The organism is Janthinobacterium sp. BJB426 (assembly GCF_002735705.1).
GTDB lineage: Bacteria > Pseudomonadota > Gammaproteobacteria > Burkholderiales > Burkholderiaceae_D > Janthinobacterium.
Window position 1 is genome coordinate 78,198 of the sequence record NZ_PDZL01000016.1, and the last position, 17,635, is coordinate 95,832.

At 62.8% G+C, this 17,635-nt stretch carries 14 protein-coding genes and 1 riboswitch; of the genes, 10 read left to right on the plus strand and 4 right to left on the minus strand.

Annotated features, from left to right (window positions below):
* Positions 1–26: 26 nt before the first annotated feature.
* A riboswitch (glycine riboswitch) is annotated at positions 27–132 on the plus strand.
* Positions 133–206: 74 nt separating this feature from the next.
* The 3 genes from gcvT to gcvP all read left to right on the plus strand — a co-directional run bounded on the left by gcvT (position 207) and on the right by gcvP (position 4,804).
* Entirely contained in the window at positions 207–1,328 is a 1,122-nt protein-coding gene (gcvT, locus tag CSQ93_RS22025) for a glycine cleavage system aminomethyltransferase GcvT (RefSeq protein WP_099379875.1), read from the plus strand.
* 70 nt (positions 1,329–1,398) lie between these two features.
* The gene (gene gcvH, locus CSQ93_RS22030) at positions 1,399–1,779 is read left to right on the plus strand and encodes a glycine cleavage system protein GcvH (protein WP_035818129.1); all 381 of its coding nucleotides are present in this window, start codon (positions 1,399–1,401) and stop codon (positions 1,777–1,779) included.
* A gap of 118 nt (positions 1,780–1,897) precedes the next feature.
* Entirely contained in the window at positions 1,898–4,804 is a 2,907-nt protein-coding gene (gene gcvP / locus CSQ93_RS22035; protein WP_099379918.1) for an aminomethyl-transferring glycine dehydrogenase, read from the plus strand.
* A 79-nt stretch (positions 4,805–4,883) separates the two neighbouring features.
* On the opposite strand, the gene CSQ93_RS29020 is transcribed toward gcvP, so the two are convergent.
* Positions 4,884–5,042, minus strand: coding sequence for a hypothetical protein (locus tag CSQ93_RS29020; protein ID WP_158301322.1), 159 nt, complete (start codon positions 5,040–5,042; stop codon positions 4,884–4,886).
* A 164-nt stretch (positions 5,043–5,206) separates the two neighbouring features.
* Between CSQ93_RS29020 and CSQ93_RS22040 the strand changes: the two genes are divergently transcribed.
* The 5 genes from CSQ93_RS22040 to CSQ93_RS22060 all read left to right on the plus strand — a co-directional run bounded on the left by CSQ93_RS22040 (position 5,207) and on the right by CSQ93_RS22060 (position 11,045).
* Positions 5,207–6,424: a Bcr/CflA family efflux MFS transporter gene (locus tag CSQ93_RS22040; RefSeq protein WP_099379876.1), complete on the plus strand. Its 1,218-nt coding sequence runs from the start codon at positions 5,207–5,209 to the stop codon at positions 6,422–6,424.
* Between the two features lie 22 nt (positions 6,425–6,446).
* Positions 6,447–7,058: a TetR/AcrR family transcriptional regulator gene (locus CSQ93_RS22045; RefSeq protein ID WP_099379877.1), complete on the plus strand. Its 612-nt coding sequence runs from the start codon at positions 6,447–6,449 to the stop codon at positions 7,056–7,058.
* Between the two features lie 394 nt (positions 7,059–7,452).
* Positions 7,453–10,137: a magnesium-translocating P-type ATPase gene (mgtA, locus tag CSQ93_RS22050; RefSeq protein ID WP_099379878.1), complete on the plus strand. Its 2,685-nt coding sequence runs from the start codon at positions 7,453–7,455 to the stop codon at positions 10,135–10,137.
* Positions 10,138–10,173: 36 nt separating this feature from the next.
* Positions 10,174–10,527: a hypothetical protein gene (locus CSQ93_RS22055; RefSeq protein WP_099379879.1), complete on the plus strand. Its 354-nt coding sequence runs from the start codon at positions 10,174–10,176 to the stop codon at positions 10,525–10,527.
* Positions 10,524–11,045, plus strand: coding sequence for a ribonuclease HI family protein (locus CSQ93_RS22060; RefSeq protein WP_099379880.1), 522 nt, complete (start codon positions 10,524–10,526; stop codon positions 11,043–11,045). Before CSQ93_RS22055 ends, CSQ93_RS22060 begins: the two co-directional genes overlap by 4 nt.
* Here CSQ93_RS22060 and CSQ93_RS22065 read toward each other — a convergent pair.
* The 3 genes from CSQ93_RS22065 to CSQ93_RS22075 all read right to left on the minus strand — a co-directional run bounded on the left by CSQ93_RS22065 (position 11,042) and on the right by CSQ93_RS22075 (position 15,082).
* Positions 11,042–12,679, minus strand: a complete 1,638-nt coding sequence (locus CSQ93_RS22065; protein ID WP_099379881.1) for a methyl-accepting chemotaxis protein — start codon at positions 12,677–12,679, stop codon at positions 11,042–11,044. The genes CSQ93_RS22060 and CSQ93_RS22065 overlap by 4 nt on opposite strands.
* A 73-nt stretch (positions 12,680–12,752) precedes the next feature.
* On the minus strand, positions 12,753–14,360 hold the full coding sequence (locus tag CSQ93_RS22070; protein WP_099379882.1) for a methyl-accepting chemotaxis protein: 1,608 nt from the start codon (positions 14,358–14,360) through the stop codon (positions 12,753–12,755).
* Between the two features lie 230 nt (positions 14,361–14,590).
* Positions 14,591–15,082, minus strand: coding sequence for a chemotaxis protein CheW (locus CSQ93_RS22075; RefSeq protein WP_034752308.1), 492 nt, complete (start codon positions 15,080–15,082; stop codon positions 14,591–14,593).
* Positions 15,083–15,378: 296 nt separating this feature from the next.
* On the opposite strand from CSQ93_RS22075, the gene CSQ93_RS22080 reads away from it, so the two are divergent.
* Together CSQ93_RS22080 and CSQ93_RS22085 are read left to right on the plus strand one after the other, a co-directional pair.
* A complete protein-coding gene (locus CSQ93_RS22080) occupies positions 15,379–16,026 on the plus strand; it encodes an HD domain-containing protein (protein WP_099379883.1) in 648 nt (215 codons plus the stop codon).
* A 320-nt stretch (positions 16,027–16,346) separates the two neighbouring features.
* On the plus strand, positions 16,347–17,630 hold the full coding sequence (locus tag CSQ93_RS22085; RefSeq protein ID WP_099379919.1) for a TCR/Tet family MFS transporter: 1,284 nt from the start codon (positions 16,347–16,349) through the stop codon (positions 17,628–17,630).
* Positions 17,631–17,635: the final 5 nt, after the last annotated feature.

Genomic DNA, 17,635 nt, shown 5'->3' on the forward strand with positions numbered 1-17,635 from the left:
TGAAGTTGTTGCTTTGGCGACATCTTTAGCTCAACTCTGGAGAGCGGCCGCGGCTATTGCCGGCGGCCCACCGAAGGGGCGCGCGGGGCAAGCCCCCGTAATCTCTCAGGTACAAAGGACAGGGGGGTCAGTGATCACGCTGGAAAGCCGTGTTTGGCTATTCTATGTTTTGTTAACTCCCCTATTACCTTCGTCCCGAGGAATCCATGACGCTCAAAGCGACCCCACTCAACAACGCCCACCGTGCCCTCGGCGCCCGCATGGTCGATTTCGGCGGCTGGGACATGCCTGTCAACTACGGCTCGCAAATCGAAGAACACAACGCCGTGCGCGGCGATGCCGGCATGTTCGACGTGTCCCATATGTGCGTGGTCGATATCGAAGGCCCGAACGTGCGCGCCTTCCTGCGCGGCTTGCTGGCCAACAACGTTGACAAGCTGCAAGTGTCGGGCAAGGCCCTGTATTCGTGCATGCTCAATGCCGAAGGCACCGTCATCGATGACCTGATCGTCTACTTCTTCAATGAAAACTGGTTCCGCCTCGTCGTCAACGCGGGCACGGCGGAAAAAGACGTGGCCTGGATGCAGCAGCAAAATACCGCCACCAACAGCGGCCTGACGATTACCGAACGCCGCAATGCCAACGATCCGATGGCCCTCGTCGCTGTACAAGGCCCGAACGCGCGCGCCAAGGTGTGGCAAGTGCTGCCGGAGACGCAAGCCGCCTCCGAAGCCATCAAACCGTTCAATGTCGTCATCGTCAAGGACACGGCCTTCGGCGAAGTCATGCTGGCGCGCACCGGCTACACGGGCGAAGACGGCTTTGAAATCGGCGTATCGGCCACCCAGGTGGAAGCCCTGTGGAACGCATTGATCGCCGCCGGCGTCAAGCCGGCCGGCCTGGGCGCGCGCGACACCCTGCGCCTGGAAGCGGGCATGAATCTGTACGGCCAGGACATGGATGAAACCGTCAACCCGCTCGACGCAGGCCTGGCGTGGACCATCGACCTCGTCAGCGAGCGCGACTTCATCGGCAAGGCAGCCCTGCTGGCCAAGGGCCAGAACGCGCAATTCGTGGGCCTGATCCTGCGCGAAAAAGGCGGCGTGCTGCGCGCCCACCAGAAAGTCGTCATCGCCGGCAATGACGCCACGGGCGAAATCACCAGCGGCACCTTCAGCCCGACCATGCAGGAAGCGATTGCCCTGGCGCGCGTGCCCAACGGCGTAGCGGTAGGCGACACCGTGCACGTGGAAATCCGCGGCAAGCAGCTGGCCGCTTCTGTTGTCAAGCTGCCTTTCGTGCGTAACGGTAAAATCCTGGCTGCGTAAGCGTTTTAGAGCCGCCCGCAAGACCGAATAAACATAATCAATAACGAACACTTACCATCTGGAGCCACACATGAACATTCCTGCAGACCTGAAGTACACCGCTTCCCACGAATGGGTACGCCTTGAAGGCGACGGCACGATCACCGTCGGCATCACCGAGTACGCGCAGGACGCCCTGGGCGACATCGTCTTCGTCGAACTGCCAACCGTGGGCAATACCTACGGCGCCGGCGACGACGCCGCCGTGGTGGAGTCGGTCAAGGCAGCGAGCGACATCTACGCACCGATCGCCGGCGAAGTCGTGGCCGTCAACGACGACGTCGTCAACTCGCCTGAGTCGATCAACGCCGACGCCTACGCCAACTGGCTGTTCAAGATCAAGCCAGCCGACGTGTCGGCCCTGGACGGCTTGCTCGACGCTGCCGCCTATGGCGCCACCACCAGCGCGTAATCGCGTTTGACTCACGGGCCGCAATCGCGGCCCGTTTGCATTTAATTTTGTAGCTATGCCCCGGCGCTGCGCCCGCGCGCCGCATCCCGGTTTTTCAGTCTTTTTTGGCCTCTATATCATGACCCGCACCAGCCTGACCCAACTCGAAGCACGCGATGCCTTCATCGCCCGCCACATCGGCCCCTCTTCTACCGAACAGCAAGCCATGCTGGCGACCCTCGGCTATCCATCGCGCGCCGCGCTGATCGACGCCCTGGTGCCGGCCAACATCCGCAACAAGGGCGCCCTGCCCCTGGGCGCGTATTCGCAGCCGATGCCGGAACAGGAAGCCCTGTCGCGCCTGAAAGCCATCGCCGGCAAGAACCAGGTGCTCAAATCCCTGATCGGCCAGGGCTACTACAACACGTTCACCCCTGGCGTCGTGCTGCGCAACATCTTTGAAAATCCCGCCTGGTACACGGCGTACACGCCTTACCAGCCTGAGATTTCGCAAGGCCGCCTGGAAGCGATCCTGAACTTCCAGCAAGTGATCACGGACCTGACCGGCATGGGCATCTCGAACGCCTCGATGCTGGACGAAGGCACGGCCGCCGCTGAAGCGATGACATTGATCCAGCGCGTGGGCAAGTCGAAGTCGACCGTGCTGTACGTCGCCAATGACGTGCTGCCGCAAACGCTGGAAGTGGTGCAGACGCGCGCCCAGCCGATCGGCATCGAAGTGCGTACCTTCGACCCGGCTGAAATCGAGTCGCTGGACGCCTGCTTCGGCGTGCTGCTGCAATACCCTGGCGTCAACGGTGTCGTGCGCGACTACCGCGCCGGCGTGGAAAAACTGCACGCGAATGGCGCCATGGTCATCGTCGCGGCCGACCTGCTGGCCCTGACCATGCTCACGCCTCCTGGCGAATGGGGCGCCGACGTCGTTGTCGGCAACAGCCAGCGCTTCGGCGTGCCGCTCGGTTTCGGCGGCCCGCACGCGGGCTATCTGTCCACGCGCGATGAATTCAAGCGCAATATGTCGGGCCGCCTGGTGGGCGTGACCGTCGATGCGCAAGGCAACAAGGCGTACCGCCTGGCTCTGCAAACGCGCGAACAGCATATCCGCCGCGAAAAAGCCACCTCGAACATCTGCACGGCGCAAGTGCTGCTGGCCGTGATGGCCTCGATGTACGCCGTCTACCACGGCCCTGCCGGCCTGCTGCAGATCGCCCAACGCGTGCACCGCTTTACGGGCGTGCTGGCCGCCAACCTGAAGACCCTAGGCTACGGCGTCGTCAACGCAAGCTACTTCGACACCCTGACCATCAACGTTGCCGATGCGGCGCAACTGCACGCGACGGCCATGCACCACGGCGTCAACCTGCGCAAGATCGACAACACCCATGTCGGCGTGTCGCTCGACGAAACCACCACGCGCGACGATATCGCGCTGTTGTGGAAAGTGTTCGCGCACGGCCTGGTCAACGCGCCTGCCGCGCCTGACCTGGACGCCGTCGAAGCAGCCGTGACCAGCGCGCTGCCGGCCAACCTGGCACGCGAGAGCGCCTACCTGACCCACCCCGTCTTCAACAGCTACCACTCGGAACACGAAATGCTGCGCTACCTGCGCAGCCTGGCCGACAAGGACCTGGCGCTGGACCGCACCATGATCCCGCTCGGCTCGTGCACCATGAAGCTGAACGCCACGTCGGAAATGATTCCCGTCACCTGGCCCGAGTTTTCTAACATCCACCCGTTCGCGCCGGATGCGCAAACGGTCGGCTACCGCGAAATGATCGCGCAGCTGGAAGAAATGCTGTGCGCGCTGACGGGCTACGCGGCCGTCTCGCTGCAGCCGAACGCCGGCTCGCAGGGTGAATACGCGGGTCTGCTGGTGATCAAGGCGTATCACGAGTCGCGCGGCGAAGGCCACCGCAACATCTGCCTGATTCCGTCGTCGGCGCACGGCACCAACCCTGCCTCGGCCAACATGGTCGGCATGCAGGTCGTCGTCACCAGCTGCGACGCCAACGGCAACGTGGACCTGGCGGACCTGAAAGCGAAGGCGGAAAAGCACAGCGCCAACCTGGCTTGCGTGATGGTCACCTACCCATCCACCCACGGCGTGTTTGAAGAAGGCATCCAGGAACTGTGCGAGATCATCCACGCGCACGGCGGCCAGGTCTACATCGACGGCGCCAACATGAACGCGCTGGTCGGCGTGGCCGCTCCCGGCTCGTTCGGCGGCGACGTGTCGCACCTGAACCTGCACAAGACCTTCTGCATCCCGCACGGCGGTGGCGGACCAGGCGTCGGCCCGATCGGCGTCGGCGCCCACCTGGCGAAATTCCTGCCGAACCAGCGTTCTACGGGCTACCGGCGCGACGTTGCCGATGCGGGTATAGGCGCCGTCAGCGCCGCGCCATTCGGCTCGGCCAGCATCTTGCCGATTTCGTGGATGTACATCGCCATGATGGGCGCGGAAGGCTTGACGGCAGCCACCGAGACGGCGATCCTGGCAGCGAACTACATCGCGCGCCGCCTGGCGCCGCACTACCCCGTGCTGTACTCGGGCCACGACGGCCTGGTCGCGCACGAGTGCATCCTCGACCTGCGCCCGATCACGGACGCCACCGGCATCAGCAACGAAGACGTGGCCAAGCGTTTGATGGACTTCGGCTTCCATGCGCCGACCATGAGCTTCCCCGTGCCGGGCACCCTGATGATCGAGCCGACGGAAAGCGAATCGAAAGTGGAGATCGACCGCTTCATCGACGCCATGATCGCCATCCGCGCAGAAATCGCCAAGGTCGCCAGCGGTGAATTCGACCACGACGACAACCCGCTGAAACATGCGCCGCACACGGCGCAGGTGCTGATGTCGGACAACTGGGAACGCAAGTACAGCCGTGAAATCGCGGCCTACCCCGTCGCTTCCCTGCGCCAGCGCAAATACTGGCCACCGGTCGGCCGCGCCGACAACGTGTACGGCGACCGCAACCTGTTCTGCGGCTGTGCGCCGATCAGTTCTTATGAAGAAGAGTAAACGCCATTTGCCCGGCTAGCCGGGCAAGAGGAAAACAGAACGGCAGGCCGCAGGGTCTGCCGTTTTTTTATGCGCCGCCCTACAACGCCAGCAAGGCCGCGCCCGGCAAGCCCAGCACGGTGCCCAGTATCGTCAGCAACATGACATCGCGCCGTTCGCAGCGGGCGCGGTGCGAGCTCCAGGCGGCAAATAGCAGCGCGACAGCCACGCCGCTGAGCGCAATTCCCACTTCCGTCATGCCGTCTCCCCCATCGGCGGCAACGCGCCCGTCATTGTTTCTTCTTTCATCGGTCTCATCCTTTTCATTGATTGAACAAGCTACCTACCGGTAGGCAGTAAGTGTACAATAAAAAACACAGCGGCGTCCATGCCCCGTTTTTTTGACGTCACGAAGGAAGCGCAATGCAGCAGCAAACCACTCTCCCCGCCGCCAGTCTCGGGCTGGCGGCTTCCCTGGCCCTGGTGGCCGTGCTCGGTCCGGCCGGCATCGACATGTACCTTGCCTCGATGCCGGCCATGGCGCGCGAGCTGCATACCTCGTATGCGAATGTGCAGTTGAGCCTGACCGTTTTCCTGCTGGCCCTGGGCGGCGGACAATTGCTGTGCGGGCCGCTCACCGACATGCTGGGCCGGCGCCGTCCGCTGCTGGCCGGCATCGCCGTGTACATTCTTGCCGCCGTGTGGGCGTCGCAGGCGGATCACCTGAGCACCCTGCTGCTGGCGCGCTTGCTGCAAGGCCTGGGCGCGGCGCTGACCCTGGTCGTGGTGATGAGCATGGTGCGCGACGTGGCCGATGGCGTCAAAGCGGCGCAGCTGTTTGCCCTCCTGATGACCATTGTCGGCCTGGCGCCCGTGCTGGCGCCCGCCGTGGGCGGCTTGCTCGACGCCCATTACGGCTGGCGCGCCGTGATGCTGGCTCTGGCCGCGCTGGGTGTCTTGACCCTGCTCAATAGCGCGCTGTTCCTGCCCGAAACCCTGCCAGCGGCCCGGCGCGTCGCGCCGCGCGGCATGCACCGCACGTATGCGCGCATCGCGCTGGAGCGCGCCTTCCTGCTGCCCGCGCTGGCCCTGTCGGCCACTTTCTTCTTCCTGTTTGCGTATATCGGCGGGGCGTCGCTCGTGTACCAGCGCGATTTCGGCCTGTCCGCCGGCAACTTCGGCCTCGTCTTCGGCGCCACCGGCGTGGCCGTGCTGCTAGGTGCGATGGCCAGCGGCCGTCTGGTGGAAAAGCACGGCGTGGCGCGCCTGAGCGTGGCGGGCAGCGTGGCCATGCTGGGCGGCGCGGCATTGGCCCTGCTCGGCGCGTGGGCGGGAGGGGGAATAACGGCCGTCGTGCCGGGCATGTTCGTGGCCCTGTTTGGCCTGGGCATCGCGGAAGCGGCGCTGATGGCCATGGCCATGGGTTCGCAGCAGCGCGCGCTCGGCTCCACGGCCGCCCTGCTGGGCGCCATCCAGATGACCTTGTCGTCCCTGGCCACGCCGCTGGCGGCCAGCCTGTCCGAATGGGGGCCATTGCCCTGGCTGCTGTTCTTGACCGTGGCCGGCCTGCTGGTATCATGGCTGACCCTGGCCACTGCGCGCGTCCATCCGGTCCATGCCAGCAGCCTGGGAGCGCACTGACGCCTCACCCACTCTCACCCCCATGATGAAAAAACGCTCGGCTTCGGCCGATAACATCTGTGCCGTCGCTGTCGTCCACTTTTCGGAACACGGCTACGACGCTTCGTCCCTCAGCGACATCGCCGCGCAGGCGGGCATGCGCAAGGCTTCGCTGTATTCGCACTTCGCCGGCAAGGACGCCCTGTTTCTGGACGTGTTTGCCGACGCCCTTGCCGAAGAGCAAGCCTTCATGGATGCCTGCTTCGCCGACGAAGCGGCGCTGGCGGCGCCCGGCGGCCAGCAAGCTGGCGCCCTGTACTGCGACCGCATGGCGCAGCGCTATGCCGATTCGGCCCATTTGCGCTTCTTGCTGCGCACGGCGTATTTACCGCCCGCGCCCCTGCGCGTGGAAGTCGGCACGGGCTACGAAGCCTTGCTGGCGCAGCTGCAGCGGCTTTACGTGGCCAGCCTGGGCCGGCTGGCGCCCGCCCTGCCACCGCAGCGCGTCGAGCTGTATGCGCAAGCTTACCTGGGCATCGTCGACAGCCTGCACGTGGAACTGATCTACGCGGGCGGCGCCGCGCTGCAGCAGCGCCACGCAGCCCTGTGGCATATCCTGTCCGATTCGCTGGCGCTGGCGGCGCAACACGGCTGAGCATGCGGCTAGCAACAGCCACATTACACTTTAGAAACCTAAGATTTCTTCAGTTGACACCTGGTCAGCCCATCCATAAGATGCCCTCATTATTCATTTACGGAGTCCCACGTGGGTACTTGTTCTAGTGACAGTAGCCGATCTTGTATCGGTGATTGCCTCGGCAGCTAAACAGCAAGCAACGCGGAACTCTCTTTCCTCCGTGCCTTGCTGAGCAAGGTGCGGTGTCTCGCGCGGCCAGTCCGGCTGCGCGCCTCCCCCCTCTTTCCGATCGCGACCGGCTACTGACCCGGATTGCCCGCCAGCGCCATGCTTCGTCATGCCGCGTTGGCGGCGCGCAAGTCTTGCCTGCGGCTGCGCCGCCCGTCAACACCTCGTCGTGAAAGGAAGAGCCATGAATCTCTTCACCCGCTTATTCGAATCGTTCCTGCGCAAGCGCCATACGGCCGGCAACTTCCGCCGCCGCGCCATGCCGCTGGAAAACAGCACGGCCCGCCCCGTGCCCGACCACCTGGCGCGCCAGTTGCTGGCCGCCGCCCATGAAGACCTGGACAGCGCCCTGAATCGCCTGCACACGCGCCTGGAAGGCTTGCGCGATGCCGAAGCGCAAGTGATCGGCGCGCAGACGGGACCGAACGAGGTCGAGCATGAAAAACCGCTGGCCTGGTACCAGCACCTGTGGCTGTGCTACAAGAACCCGTTCAACCTGCTGCTCACCGTGCTGGCCATCGTTTCCTACCTGACGGAAGACCCGAAGGCGACCATCGTCATCGGCACCATGGTGATCCTGTCGACCCTGTTGCGCTTCGTGCAGGAAGGCCGCTCGAACCGGGCCGCCGAGCGCCTGAAAGCCATGGTCAGCAACACGGCCACCGTGCTGCGCAATGGCCAGCAGATCGAGCTGCCCATCCGCCAACTGGTGCAGGGCGACCTCATCGTGCTGTCGGCCGGCGACATGATCCCCGCCGACTGCCGCCTGCTGTCCGCAAAAGACCTGTTCGTCAGCCAGGCCGCCATGACGGGTGAATCCTTGCCGGTGGAAAAGATGGCCGAGCTGGCCGACAGCGCAAACCGCGACCCGATGGAACTGGCCAATTTGCTGTTCATGGGCACCAACGTCATTTCAGGTGCCGCCACGGCGCTGGTCTTGGCGACCGGCAACCGCACGTATTTCGGCACCATCGCCACGCGCGTGACGGCCACCGAGCGCACGCCGACGGCGTTCGAAGCGGGCGTCAACAGCGTCAGCTGGCTCTTGATCCGCTTTGCCCTCGTGATGGCGCCGCTCGTGTTCCTCATCAATGGCTGGACCAAGGGCGACTGGATGGAAGCGTTCCTCTTCGCCCTGTCGGTCGCCGTGGGCCTGACGCCGGAAATGCTGCCCATGATCGTCACCAGCACTCTGGCCAAGGGTGCCGTAAAACTGTCGAAAAAGAAAGTCGTCGTCAAGCGCCTGGACGCCATCCAGAACTTCGGCGCCATGGATGTGCTGTGCACGGACAAGACGGGCACCTTGACGCAGGACAAGATCGTGCTCGAACGTCACACGGACGTGTTCGGCCAGCCGTCCGACGAAGTGCTGCAGTTCGCCTATTTGAACAGCCACTACCAGACGGGACTGAAAAACCTGCTGGACCGCGCCGTGCTCGACCATGTGGAACTGCAGACGGAAATGCAGCTGGCGCGCGACTACGTGAAAGTCGATGAAATCCCGTTTGATTTCGTGCGCCGTCGCATGTCCGTCGTCGTTTCTGAAAAGAATGACCACCATGAGCTGATCTGCAAGGGCGCCGTCGAGGAAATCCTCGCCGCCTGCAGCCATCTGCGCCTGGGCGGCGTAAATATTCCCCTCGATGCGGCCCTGCTGGACAAGGTGCTGGAAACGACGCATGGCCTGAATGCGGAAGGTTTACGGGTGGTGGCCGTGGCCGTCAAGGAAGTGCCGCCGCATAAAACCGTGTACGGCGTGGCCGATGAAGCGGCGCTGACCCTGATCGGTTATGTGGCCTTCCTCGATCCGCCGAAGGAATCGACGGCGCCCGCCCTGCGCGCGCTGGCCGAACATGGCGTCACCGTGAAAGTATTGACGGGCGACAACCATCTGGTGACGGCGAAGATTTGCCGCGAAGTGGGCCTGGCCGTGCATGGCGTGCTGCAAGGCCCGCAACTGGACGACATGGACGACGCCGCCCTGGCAAGGGCGGCAGAAGACAACACCGTGTTTGCCAAACTCAGCCCTCTGCACAAGGAACGCCTCGTGCGCGCCCTGCGCGGCAATGGCCACATCGTCGGCTTCATGGGCGACGGCATCAACGACGCGCCCGCCCTGCGCGCGGCCGACATCGGTATTTCCGTCGATTCGGCCGTCGATATCGCCAAGGAAGCGGCCGACATCATCCTGCTGGAAAAGAGCCTGATGGTGCTGGAAGAAGGCGTGCTGGAAGGCCGGCGCACCTTCAGCAACATGCTGAAATATATCCGCATGACGGCCAGCTCGAACTTCGGCAATGTGTTTTCCGTGCTGGTGGCCAGCGCCTTTTTGCCGTTTTTACCGATGCTGCCGCTGCACTTGCTGGTGCAAAACCTGTTGTATGACGTGTCGCAGATCGCCATTCCCTTCGACCATGTCGACGCCGAACTGATCCAGCAGCCTTTGAGCTGGAATCCGCGCGACATCGGCCGCTTCATGGTGTTTTTCGGGCCCATCAGCTCGATCTTCGACATCAGCACGTTTATCCTGATGTGGCATGTGTTTGGCGCGAACACGCCAGAGCAGCAAACCCTGTTCCAGTCCGGCTGGTTCGTCGTGGGCCTGCTGACGCAAACCCTGATCGTGCACCTGATCCGCACGCCCAAGCTGCCCTTCATCGACAGCATCGCTTCCGTGCCCCTGCTGGTGGCCACGACGCTCATCATGGCCGTCGGCGTGTTCCTGCCGATGGGACCGCTGGCGAGCTACTTCAAGCTGCAAGCCTTGCCGCTGGGCTATTTCCCCTGGCTGCTGGGCATCCTCGTCTGCTACACGGTACTGACGACGTTCATGAAACGCGTGTATCTGCGCAAATTTGGCTGGCAATAGTATGATGAGCCGCTCTTCCCCTTAGAAAAGGCGCGCATGAGCGGCTCTCCCTCATCTTCATCCGTACCCAAACGCACGCAGGCTCTGCTGCTGTCGGTCCTCGTCTTTCCCGGCAGCGGGCATTTCCTATTGAAGCGCAAGGCGCGCGGCTGCCTCTTCCTCGTGCCGGCCCTGGTAGCGCTGGTACTCGTATTGCGCCAGATCATGGCACGTTTGGACCAGGTAATGGCACAGCTCGACAGCGGCGCCCTGCCCCTCGACGTGCAGCTGATCGTGGAAAAAGTCGATGCGTTGTCGGCCAGTGACGGTCCCGCCATGACGGTGGCCGTTTGTGTGCTGGTGGCGTGCTGGATCGGCAGTCTGATCGACACCTTCCTGATCAAGCCATGACGCCGGAAGCAGTCGCGCGCAATGAACGCAAAAAACGCAAGGAAGCCAGGATGCAGGCGCGCCGCGCGCAGCTGGCGCTCAGCCGCCAGGATCACGGCGGTCCGCTGGCCTGGCGTGGCTGGTTCGACGGCTCCGCCCATCCGAATCCGGGCAAGCTGGGCATAGGCGCCCTGCTGCTGGGACCGAACGGCGAGCGCATCGAGGTGAGCGAGGCGGCCGGCTATGGCAGCAGCAGCGACGCGGAATATGCAGCCTTGACGGCCATGCTGCAGGCGGCGCTCGGCGTGCGCCCACCGCCCGTGCAACTGCTGCTGTACGGCGACAGCCAGGTGGTGATCAATGACGTGCTGGGAACGACGCCGGTCGGCGCCAAGGGGCTGGAAACGCAGCGGGCCACCGTAGTGGCCCTGCTGGAACAATTCACGGATGTGAGCTTGCGCTGGATTCCTCGCCACAGGAATGGCGAGGCGGACCGGCTGTCGCAGCTGGCGATAGCCGGCTGGGTCGAGAAAGATTAAGCGGCGCGGCCGATCCGCAATGCTTCTTGCGGTGCCTTGGCCGCAGGACGCTTGGCGCCCTTCAAACCGCTGACACTAGCCTGCTGCCCGTTCAGTTTAAAGACGCTGACGACTTGCGCCAGGTTGTGCGCCTGGTGCTGCATCGATTCGGCCGCCGCGGCCGATTCTTCCACCAGGGCCGCATTTTGCTGCGTCACTGCATCCATCTGGCCGATGGCGCGGTTGATCTCGTCGATGCCCACGCTTTGCTCGCTGCTGGCCGCCGTGATTTCCGTGATGATGTCGCTCACGCGCTGCACGCTGTCGACGATGTCGGTCATGGTCGAACCGGCTTGCGCTACCAGCATGCTGCCCGCGTTGACTTGTTCCACCGAAGCGCCGATCAGGGTCTTGATCTCTTTCGCAGCCGAAGCGGAACGCTGGGCCAGGTTGCGCACCTCGGACGCCACGACGGCAAAGCCGCGGCCTTGTTCGCCGGCACGGGCCGCTTCCACGGCCGCGTTCAGGGCCAGGATATTCGTCTGGAAGGCGATGCCGTCAATCACGGAAATGATGTCGACGATCTTGTTCGACGAAGCGTTGATCGATTCCATCGTGCCCACCACTTGCGCCACGACTTCGCCGCCCTTGACGGCCACTTGCGCCGCCGAGGCCGCCAACTGGTTCGCCTGGCGGGCATTGTCCGCATTCTGTTTCACGGTGCTGGTCAGCTCTTCCATCGAAGACGCTGTTTCCTCCAGGGAACCGGCCTGCTCTTCCGTGCGGGAAGACAGGTCCTGGTTGCCGGCGGCGATCTGCGTCGACGAGGTGGCGATGCTGTCCGTGCCGCTGCGCACTTCGCCCACGATATTGAGCAGGCTCGTGTTCATGTCCTTCAGGGCCAGCAAAAGTTGCCCCGTCTCATCCTTGGCGCTGGCGTCGATCTGCGCCGTCAAGTCGCCATCGGCCACCTTGCGGGCGATTTCCACGGCCGTGCGCAGGGGGCGCACGATGCCCGTCGTCAACAACCAGGCGCACACGACGCCAAAACCCAGCGCCAGCACGGCCAGGGTCAGCAGCAAGTTGCGGCTCGTCTTGGCGACTTCGTCGATCTCGCGCGCCGTCTTGTCGATGCTGGCGCGCTGGTGCTGCAGCATGTCGTTGACCACTTTCAGGTATTTCGTCGAACCGGGCACGAAGACGTTCTGGAAAGCTTGCTCCGCTTCCGCTTCCTGTCCATCCGCCTTCAGCTTCGACACTTGCGCGCGCGAGTCGAGGTAGACCTTGCGCTGTTCGCTCACCAGACGGAACAGTTCCTTTTCTTCCGGGCTGGAAATCAAGGCTTCGATTTTCTTTTGCAATTCACCCGATACGACGGACGATTGCTTGGCTTCTTCCGCAAAATACGCGCCCAGTGACGTGTCGCTGCTGCGCGCGATGGCCGTGGTGCGGCGCACGCCGCTATCGATCTTGGAATACCAGTCGGAAATATAGCGTTCCTTCGCCAGCGGCAATTCCATCATGGTGCGCGTGGCCGTGGCCACGTCATGCAAGCGCCACACGCTGATGCCCGTGATAAGCATGGAAAACAGCAAAATCACGGCAAAACCCAGGCCGAGGCGCACACCAATACTGACGTTTCTTAACAAATTCATGTGAATATCCTAAAAAAGCGGAACCAGACTATATAAAAGGGAGTTGCGGCTGCACGTGGCAGCCGCGGCGTCATCAGCGTTTGCCGATGCGCAAGGTGGTTTGCGGCGCAGCCGGGCGTTTCAGCGCCTGCTGGCCATTCAGTTTAAAGACGCTGACGACTTGCGCCAGGTTGTGCGCCTGGTGCTGCATCGATTCGGCCGCCGCGGCCGATTCTTCCACCAGGGCCGCATTTTGTTGCGTCACGGCATCCATCTGGCCGATGGCGCGGTTGATCTCGTCGATGCCCACGCTTTGCTCGCTGCTGGCTGCCGTGATTTCCGTGATGATGTCGCTCACGCGCTGCACGCTGTCGACGATATCGTTCATGGTCGAACCGGCTTGCGCCACCAGCATGCTGCCCGCGTTGACTTGCTCCACGGAAGCGCCGATCAGGGTCTTGATCTCTTTCGCGGCACTGGCCGAACGCTGGGCCAGGTTGCGCACCTCGGACGCCACGACGGCAAAGCCGCGGCCCTGCTCACCGGCACGGGCCGCTTCCACGGCCGCGTTCAGGGCCAGGATATTCGTCTGGAAGGCGATGCCATCGATCACGGAAATAATGTCGACGATCTTGTTCGACGAAGCGTTGATCGATTCCATCGTGCCCACCACTTGCGCCACCACTTCGCCGCCCTTGACGGCCACTTGCGCCGCCGAGGCCGCCAACTGGTTGGCCTGGCGAGCATTGTCTGCATTCTGTTTCACGGTGCTGGTCAGCTCTTCCATCGAAGACGCTGTTTCCTCCAGGGAACCAGCCTGCTCTTCCGTACGGGAAGACAGGTCCTGGTTGCCGGCGGCAATCTGCGTCGACGAGGTGGCGATGCTGTCCGTGCCGCTGCGCACTTCGCCCACGATATTGAGCAGGCTCGTGTTCATGTCTTTCAGGGCCAGCAGCAGTTGCCCCGTCTCATCCTTGGCGCTGGCGTCGATCTGCGCCGTCAAGTCGCCATCGGCCACCTTGCGCGCGATGTCCACGGCCGTGCGCAGGGGGCGCACGATGCCCATCGTCAAGACCCAGGCGCAGACGACGCCAAAAGCCAGCGCCAGCGCGGCCAGCACCAGCATCAGGTTGCGGCTGGCATTGGCGACGGCGTCGATCTCGCGCGCCGTCGTGTCGATGCTGGCGCGCTGGTGTTCCAGCAAGTCCTGCACCATCTTCTGGTATTTGGCGGCGGCCGGCACGAAGGTCTTTTCAAACACCTCATTGGCGGCATCGACCTGCGCTTCGCCTTTCAGCTTGTAGACCTGGTCACGCGAACTGATGTACACCTTGCGCTGTTCCAGCAAGCCCGCGAACATGGCTTTTTCCTCCGGCTTGTCGATCAGCGCCTCGATTTTCTTTTGCAGTTCGGCCGAGCTGGACGACGAAACTTTCGATTCTTCGGCGAAATAGCCGCTGAGCGAAGTGTCGCTGCTGCGAGCAATGGCGATGGTGCGGCGCACGGCGCTGTCGATGCGGCCGTACCAGTCGGAAATATAGCGTTCCTTCGCCAGCGGCTGCTCCATCATGACGCGCGTGGCGCTGGCCACGTCGTGCAGGCGCCAGACGCTGATGCCCGTAATGAGCATGGAAAACAGCAAAATCACGGCAAAACCGAGTCCGAGGCGGACACCGATGCTGACGTTGCGTAATAAATTCATGTGACTATCCTAAAAGGCCCTGCCGTCAGCCTGAGAACAAGCTGACGATCTCGCTCATGGGCGGGCGCTGGCTGGCCGCTGTAGCGAATTGGCGTGACAAGTGAAACTGGCGCACGGTTCGGCTGAACCGTGCGCCAGGAAAGGCGCTAGCGTGCGCCTTGCAGAAAAATCAAGCAATGCCGAGAGTCAATTGTTTCCGACAAATCCAGTCAAAATGACCGCGGCGAGAATTAAGCGGCTAATTTTTCGATCAAGCCCATGTCGGCGCTAGACATCAGCTGGTCGATATCGACCAGAATCAGCATGCGCTCATCGATGGTGCCCAGGCCGATCACGTATTCCGTGTTGATCGAACGGCCCATGTCCGGCGCCGGCTTGATCTGTTCCGGCATCAGGGTGGTGACGTCGGAGACGCGGTCGACGACCATGCCGACGACGCGGTTGCCGATATTGAGGATGATGACGACGGTGAACTGGTCATAGCTGGGCGTGCCCAGGTTGAACTTGATGCGCATGTCGACGATCGGCACGATGATGCCGCGCAGGTTGACCACGCCCTTGACGAACTCGGGCGCGTTGGCGATGCGGGTCGGCGTTTCATAGCTGCGGATTTCGCTGACTTTCTGGATGTCGATGCCATACTCTTCCTGGCCCAGGGTAAAAGCCAGGTATTCGGCAGCCTTGGCAACGGTTGCGCCAGTGTCGCTGGAATTGGTGTTCATGATAATCCTTTAGTTAACTCGCCTGGGGCGCAGGCCAAGCATGCACGATGGCATGGCAGCCACTTGTATGTTTTTGCAAATACTTTCTCGCAATTAGCTTATGCTTCTAATTTCCGTGCGGCAATGTTACCCCATGTAAATTTTACATGCACTAAAAAAGAGCAATTACTGGAATGATGATTTCCAAAAATACAATCTGTGTGGCAAATACGGCACGCCGGGACGCCGGACTGCCCGCCGCACGCGGCGGCGTTTTATGCCACACTGGCGGCCCCTGCTTTTTATGACTTTGAACCATGCACTCTTTGCTTTCTCAATGGCAACCTCACCTGCTGGCGCTGGCCACGGCCGGCCTGGGCGATGACGGCGCCCACGACCTCAACCACCTGCACCGCGTCTGGCGCAATGCCCGTGTCCTGCTGCAAGAGCATGCGGACGCGGACGCCCTCACCGTGATGGCCGCCTGCTACCTGCACGACCTCGTCAATCTGCCGAAAAACCACCCCGAGCGCCATCTGGCCTCGCGCCAGGCGGCGGCGCTGGCGTGCCGCCAACTGGCGGAACTGAATTTCCCGGCAGAAAAATTACCCGGCGTGGCCCACGCCATCGAGACGCACAGTTTTTCAGCCAATCTGCCGCCGCACACCATCGAAGCGCAAATCGTGCAGGATGCAGACCGCATCGACGCCCTGGGCGCCGTGGGACTGGCGCGCCTGTTCTACACGGCCGCGCGCATGGATAGCGCGCTGGCGCATGGCACGGATCCGCTGGCGCAGCAGCGTCCGCTCGACGACAAGGCCTACGCCCTCGACCATATCGTCACCAAGCTCGACAAACTGCCTGGCAAGATGCAGACGGCGGCGGGCCGCGCGCTGGCCGAACAGCGGCTGGCCGTGCTGACGGATTTCCGCGCCGCCTTTGCCTGCGAGTGGGGAGTTAAATAATCCTCGGGAAAATATTGTGAATTTATGACGAACAGAACTGGATGCTATGCAAGGCGCCCGCTGCGACGCAGTGCGAGTACTGCTAGCAGTGGGCAACGCCGCAGAGCGCCGGTTATGGAAGTCAGAAATCACAATAATTTATTGGGGGTTACTTAGTGCATAAACCCTGGTGGCGATAGCCAGCATGGCCCTTGCTGTCTATAATGCAAGGCTCAGCTATCGCGCCGCGCGCCAGCAAAAACCTGCAACGCGCCGGCGCAACGCCAACAACTGAACCCCGCCAGCCGCACGGCGACGCGGGGTGCGCGCCGAAAGCATGCATGTCCGATAAAACCAGCCCCGACAGCCATTCCCCGTCACCGCACGCCGCGCCCGCGCGCACCGGCAACCTCAATTTCATCCTCGTCTGCGTCTTCATCGACATGCTGGGCATCGGCCTGGTGGTGCCCGTGTTGCCCATCCTGATCGGCGACTTTGTCAACGGCAAGGATGAGCAAGCATTCTGGTACGGCATCATGGCGGCCGTCTTCGGCTTGCTGCAGTTCATCTTCATGCCCATGCTGGGCGCCATCAGCGACCGCGTGGGACGCCGTCCCGTGCTGCTGTATTCGATGGCCGGCATGGGCATCAACTTTCTCGCCACGGGCTGGGCGCCGAACCTGGCCTGCCTGTTCATCGGCCGCATCATCGGCGGCGTCTCGTCCGCCAGCATGTCGGTCGCGTCCGCCTATGCGTCCGACGTGTCCACGCCGGACAACCGCGCCAAGAGCTTCGGCAAGATCGGCGCCGCCTTTGGCCTGGGCTTCATTTGCGGCCCCATGCTGGGCGGCCTGCTGGGCGAAGTCAATCTGCACCTGCCGTTTTACGTGGCGGCGGGCCTGTCGGCGGCCAATTTCATCTACGGCTATTTCTGCGTGCCCGAGTCGCTGCGGCCCGGTCCGCGCGCGCCATTTACCTGGGCGCGCATCAACCCGTTTGCCGCCCTGCTGAAACTGGTGCGCCGCGTGGAAATCCGCGGCCTGGTGCTGGCCTTCGGCCTGATGACGTTTGCGCAAATGATGCTCAACACCACCTGGGTGCTATATACCCATTTCCGCTTCGACTGGACGCCGCGCCAGAACGGCATCGCCCTGTTCTGCGTGGGCCTGTGCGCGGCCGTCGTGCAGGCAGGCTTGCTGGGCATACTCATCAAGCGCTTTGGCGAAGTGCGCCTGTCCCTGCTGGGCATGGCCTCGGGCGCACTCACCTATTTGCTGTACGGCCTGGCGACGCAAGGCTGGATGATGTATGCGCTGATCCTGTGCAACCTGCTGGCCTTTGCCGCCGGACCGGCCCTGCAAGGCATCATCTCGAAGTCATCGAACGCCAGCGAACAGGGAGAACTGATGGGTTCCCTGCAATCGATCAGCAGCTTGGGCATCATCATCATGCCTTTGCTCGGCAGCATGATCCTCGGCGAAGTGAGCCACTTGCCGCCGCAAGACTGGCGCATCGGCAGCACCTTCTACCTGTGCGCCATCATGCAAACCCTGGGCATCCTGGTGGCCTGGCGCTACTTCAAGGCGCAACGCCAGGCAAGACTTGTGGTTTCCACCACAAAGTAGGCGGC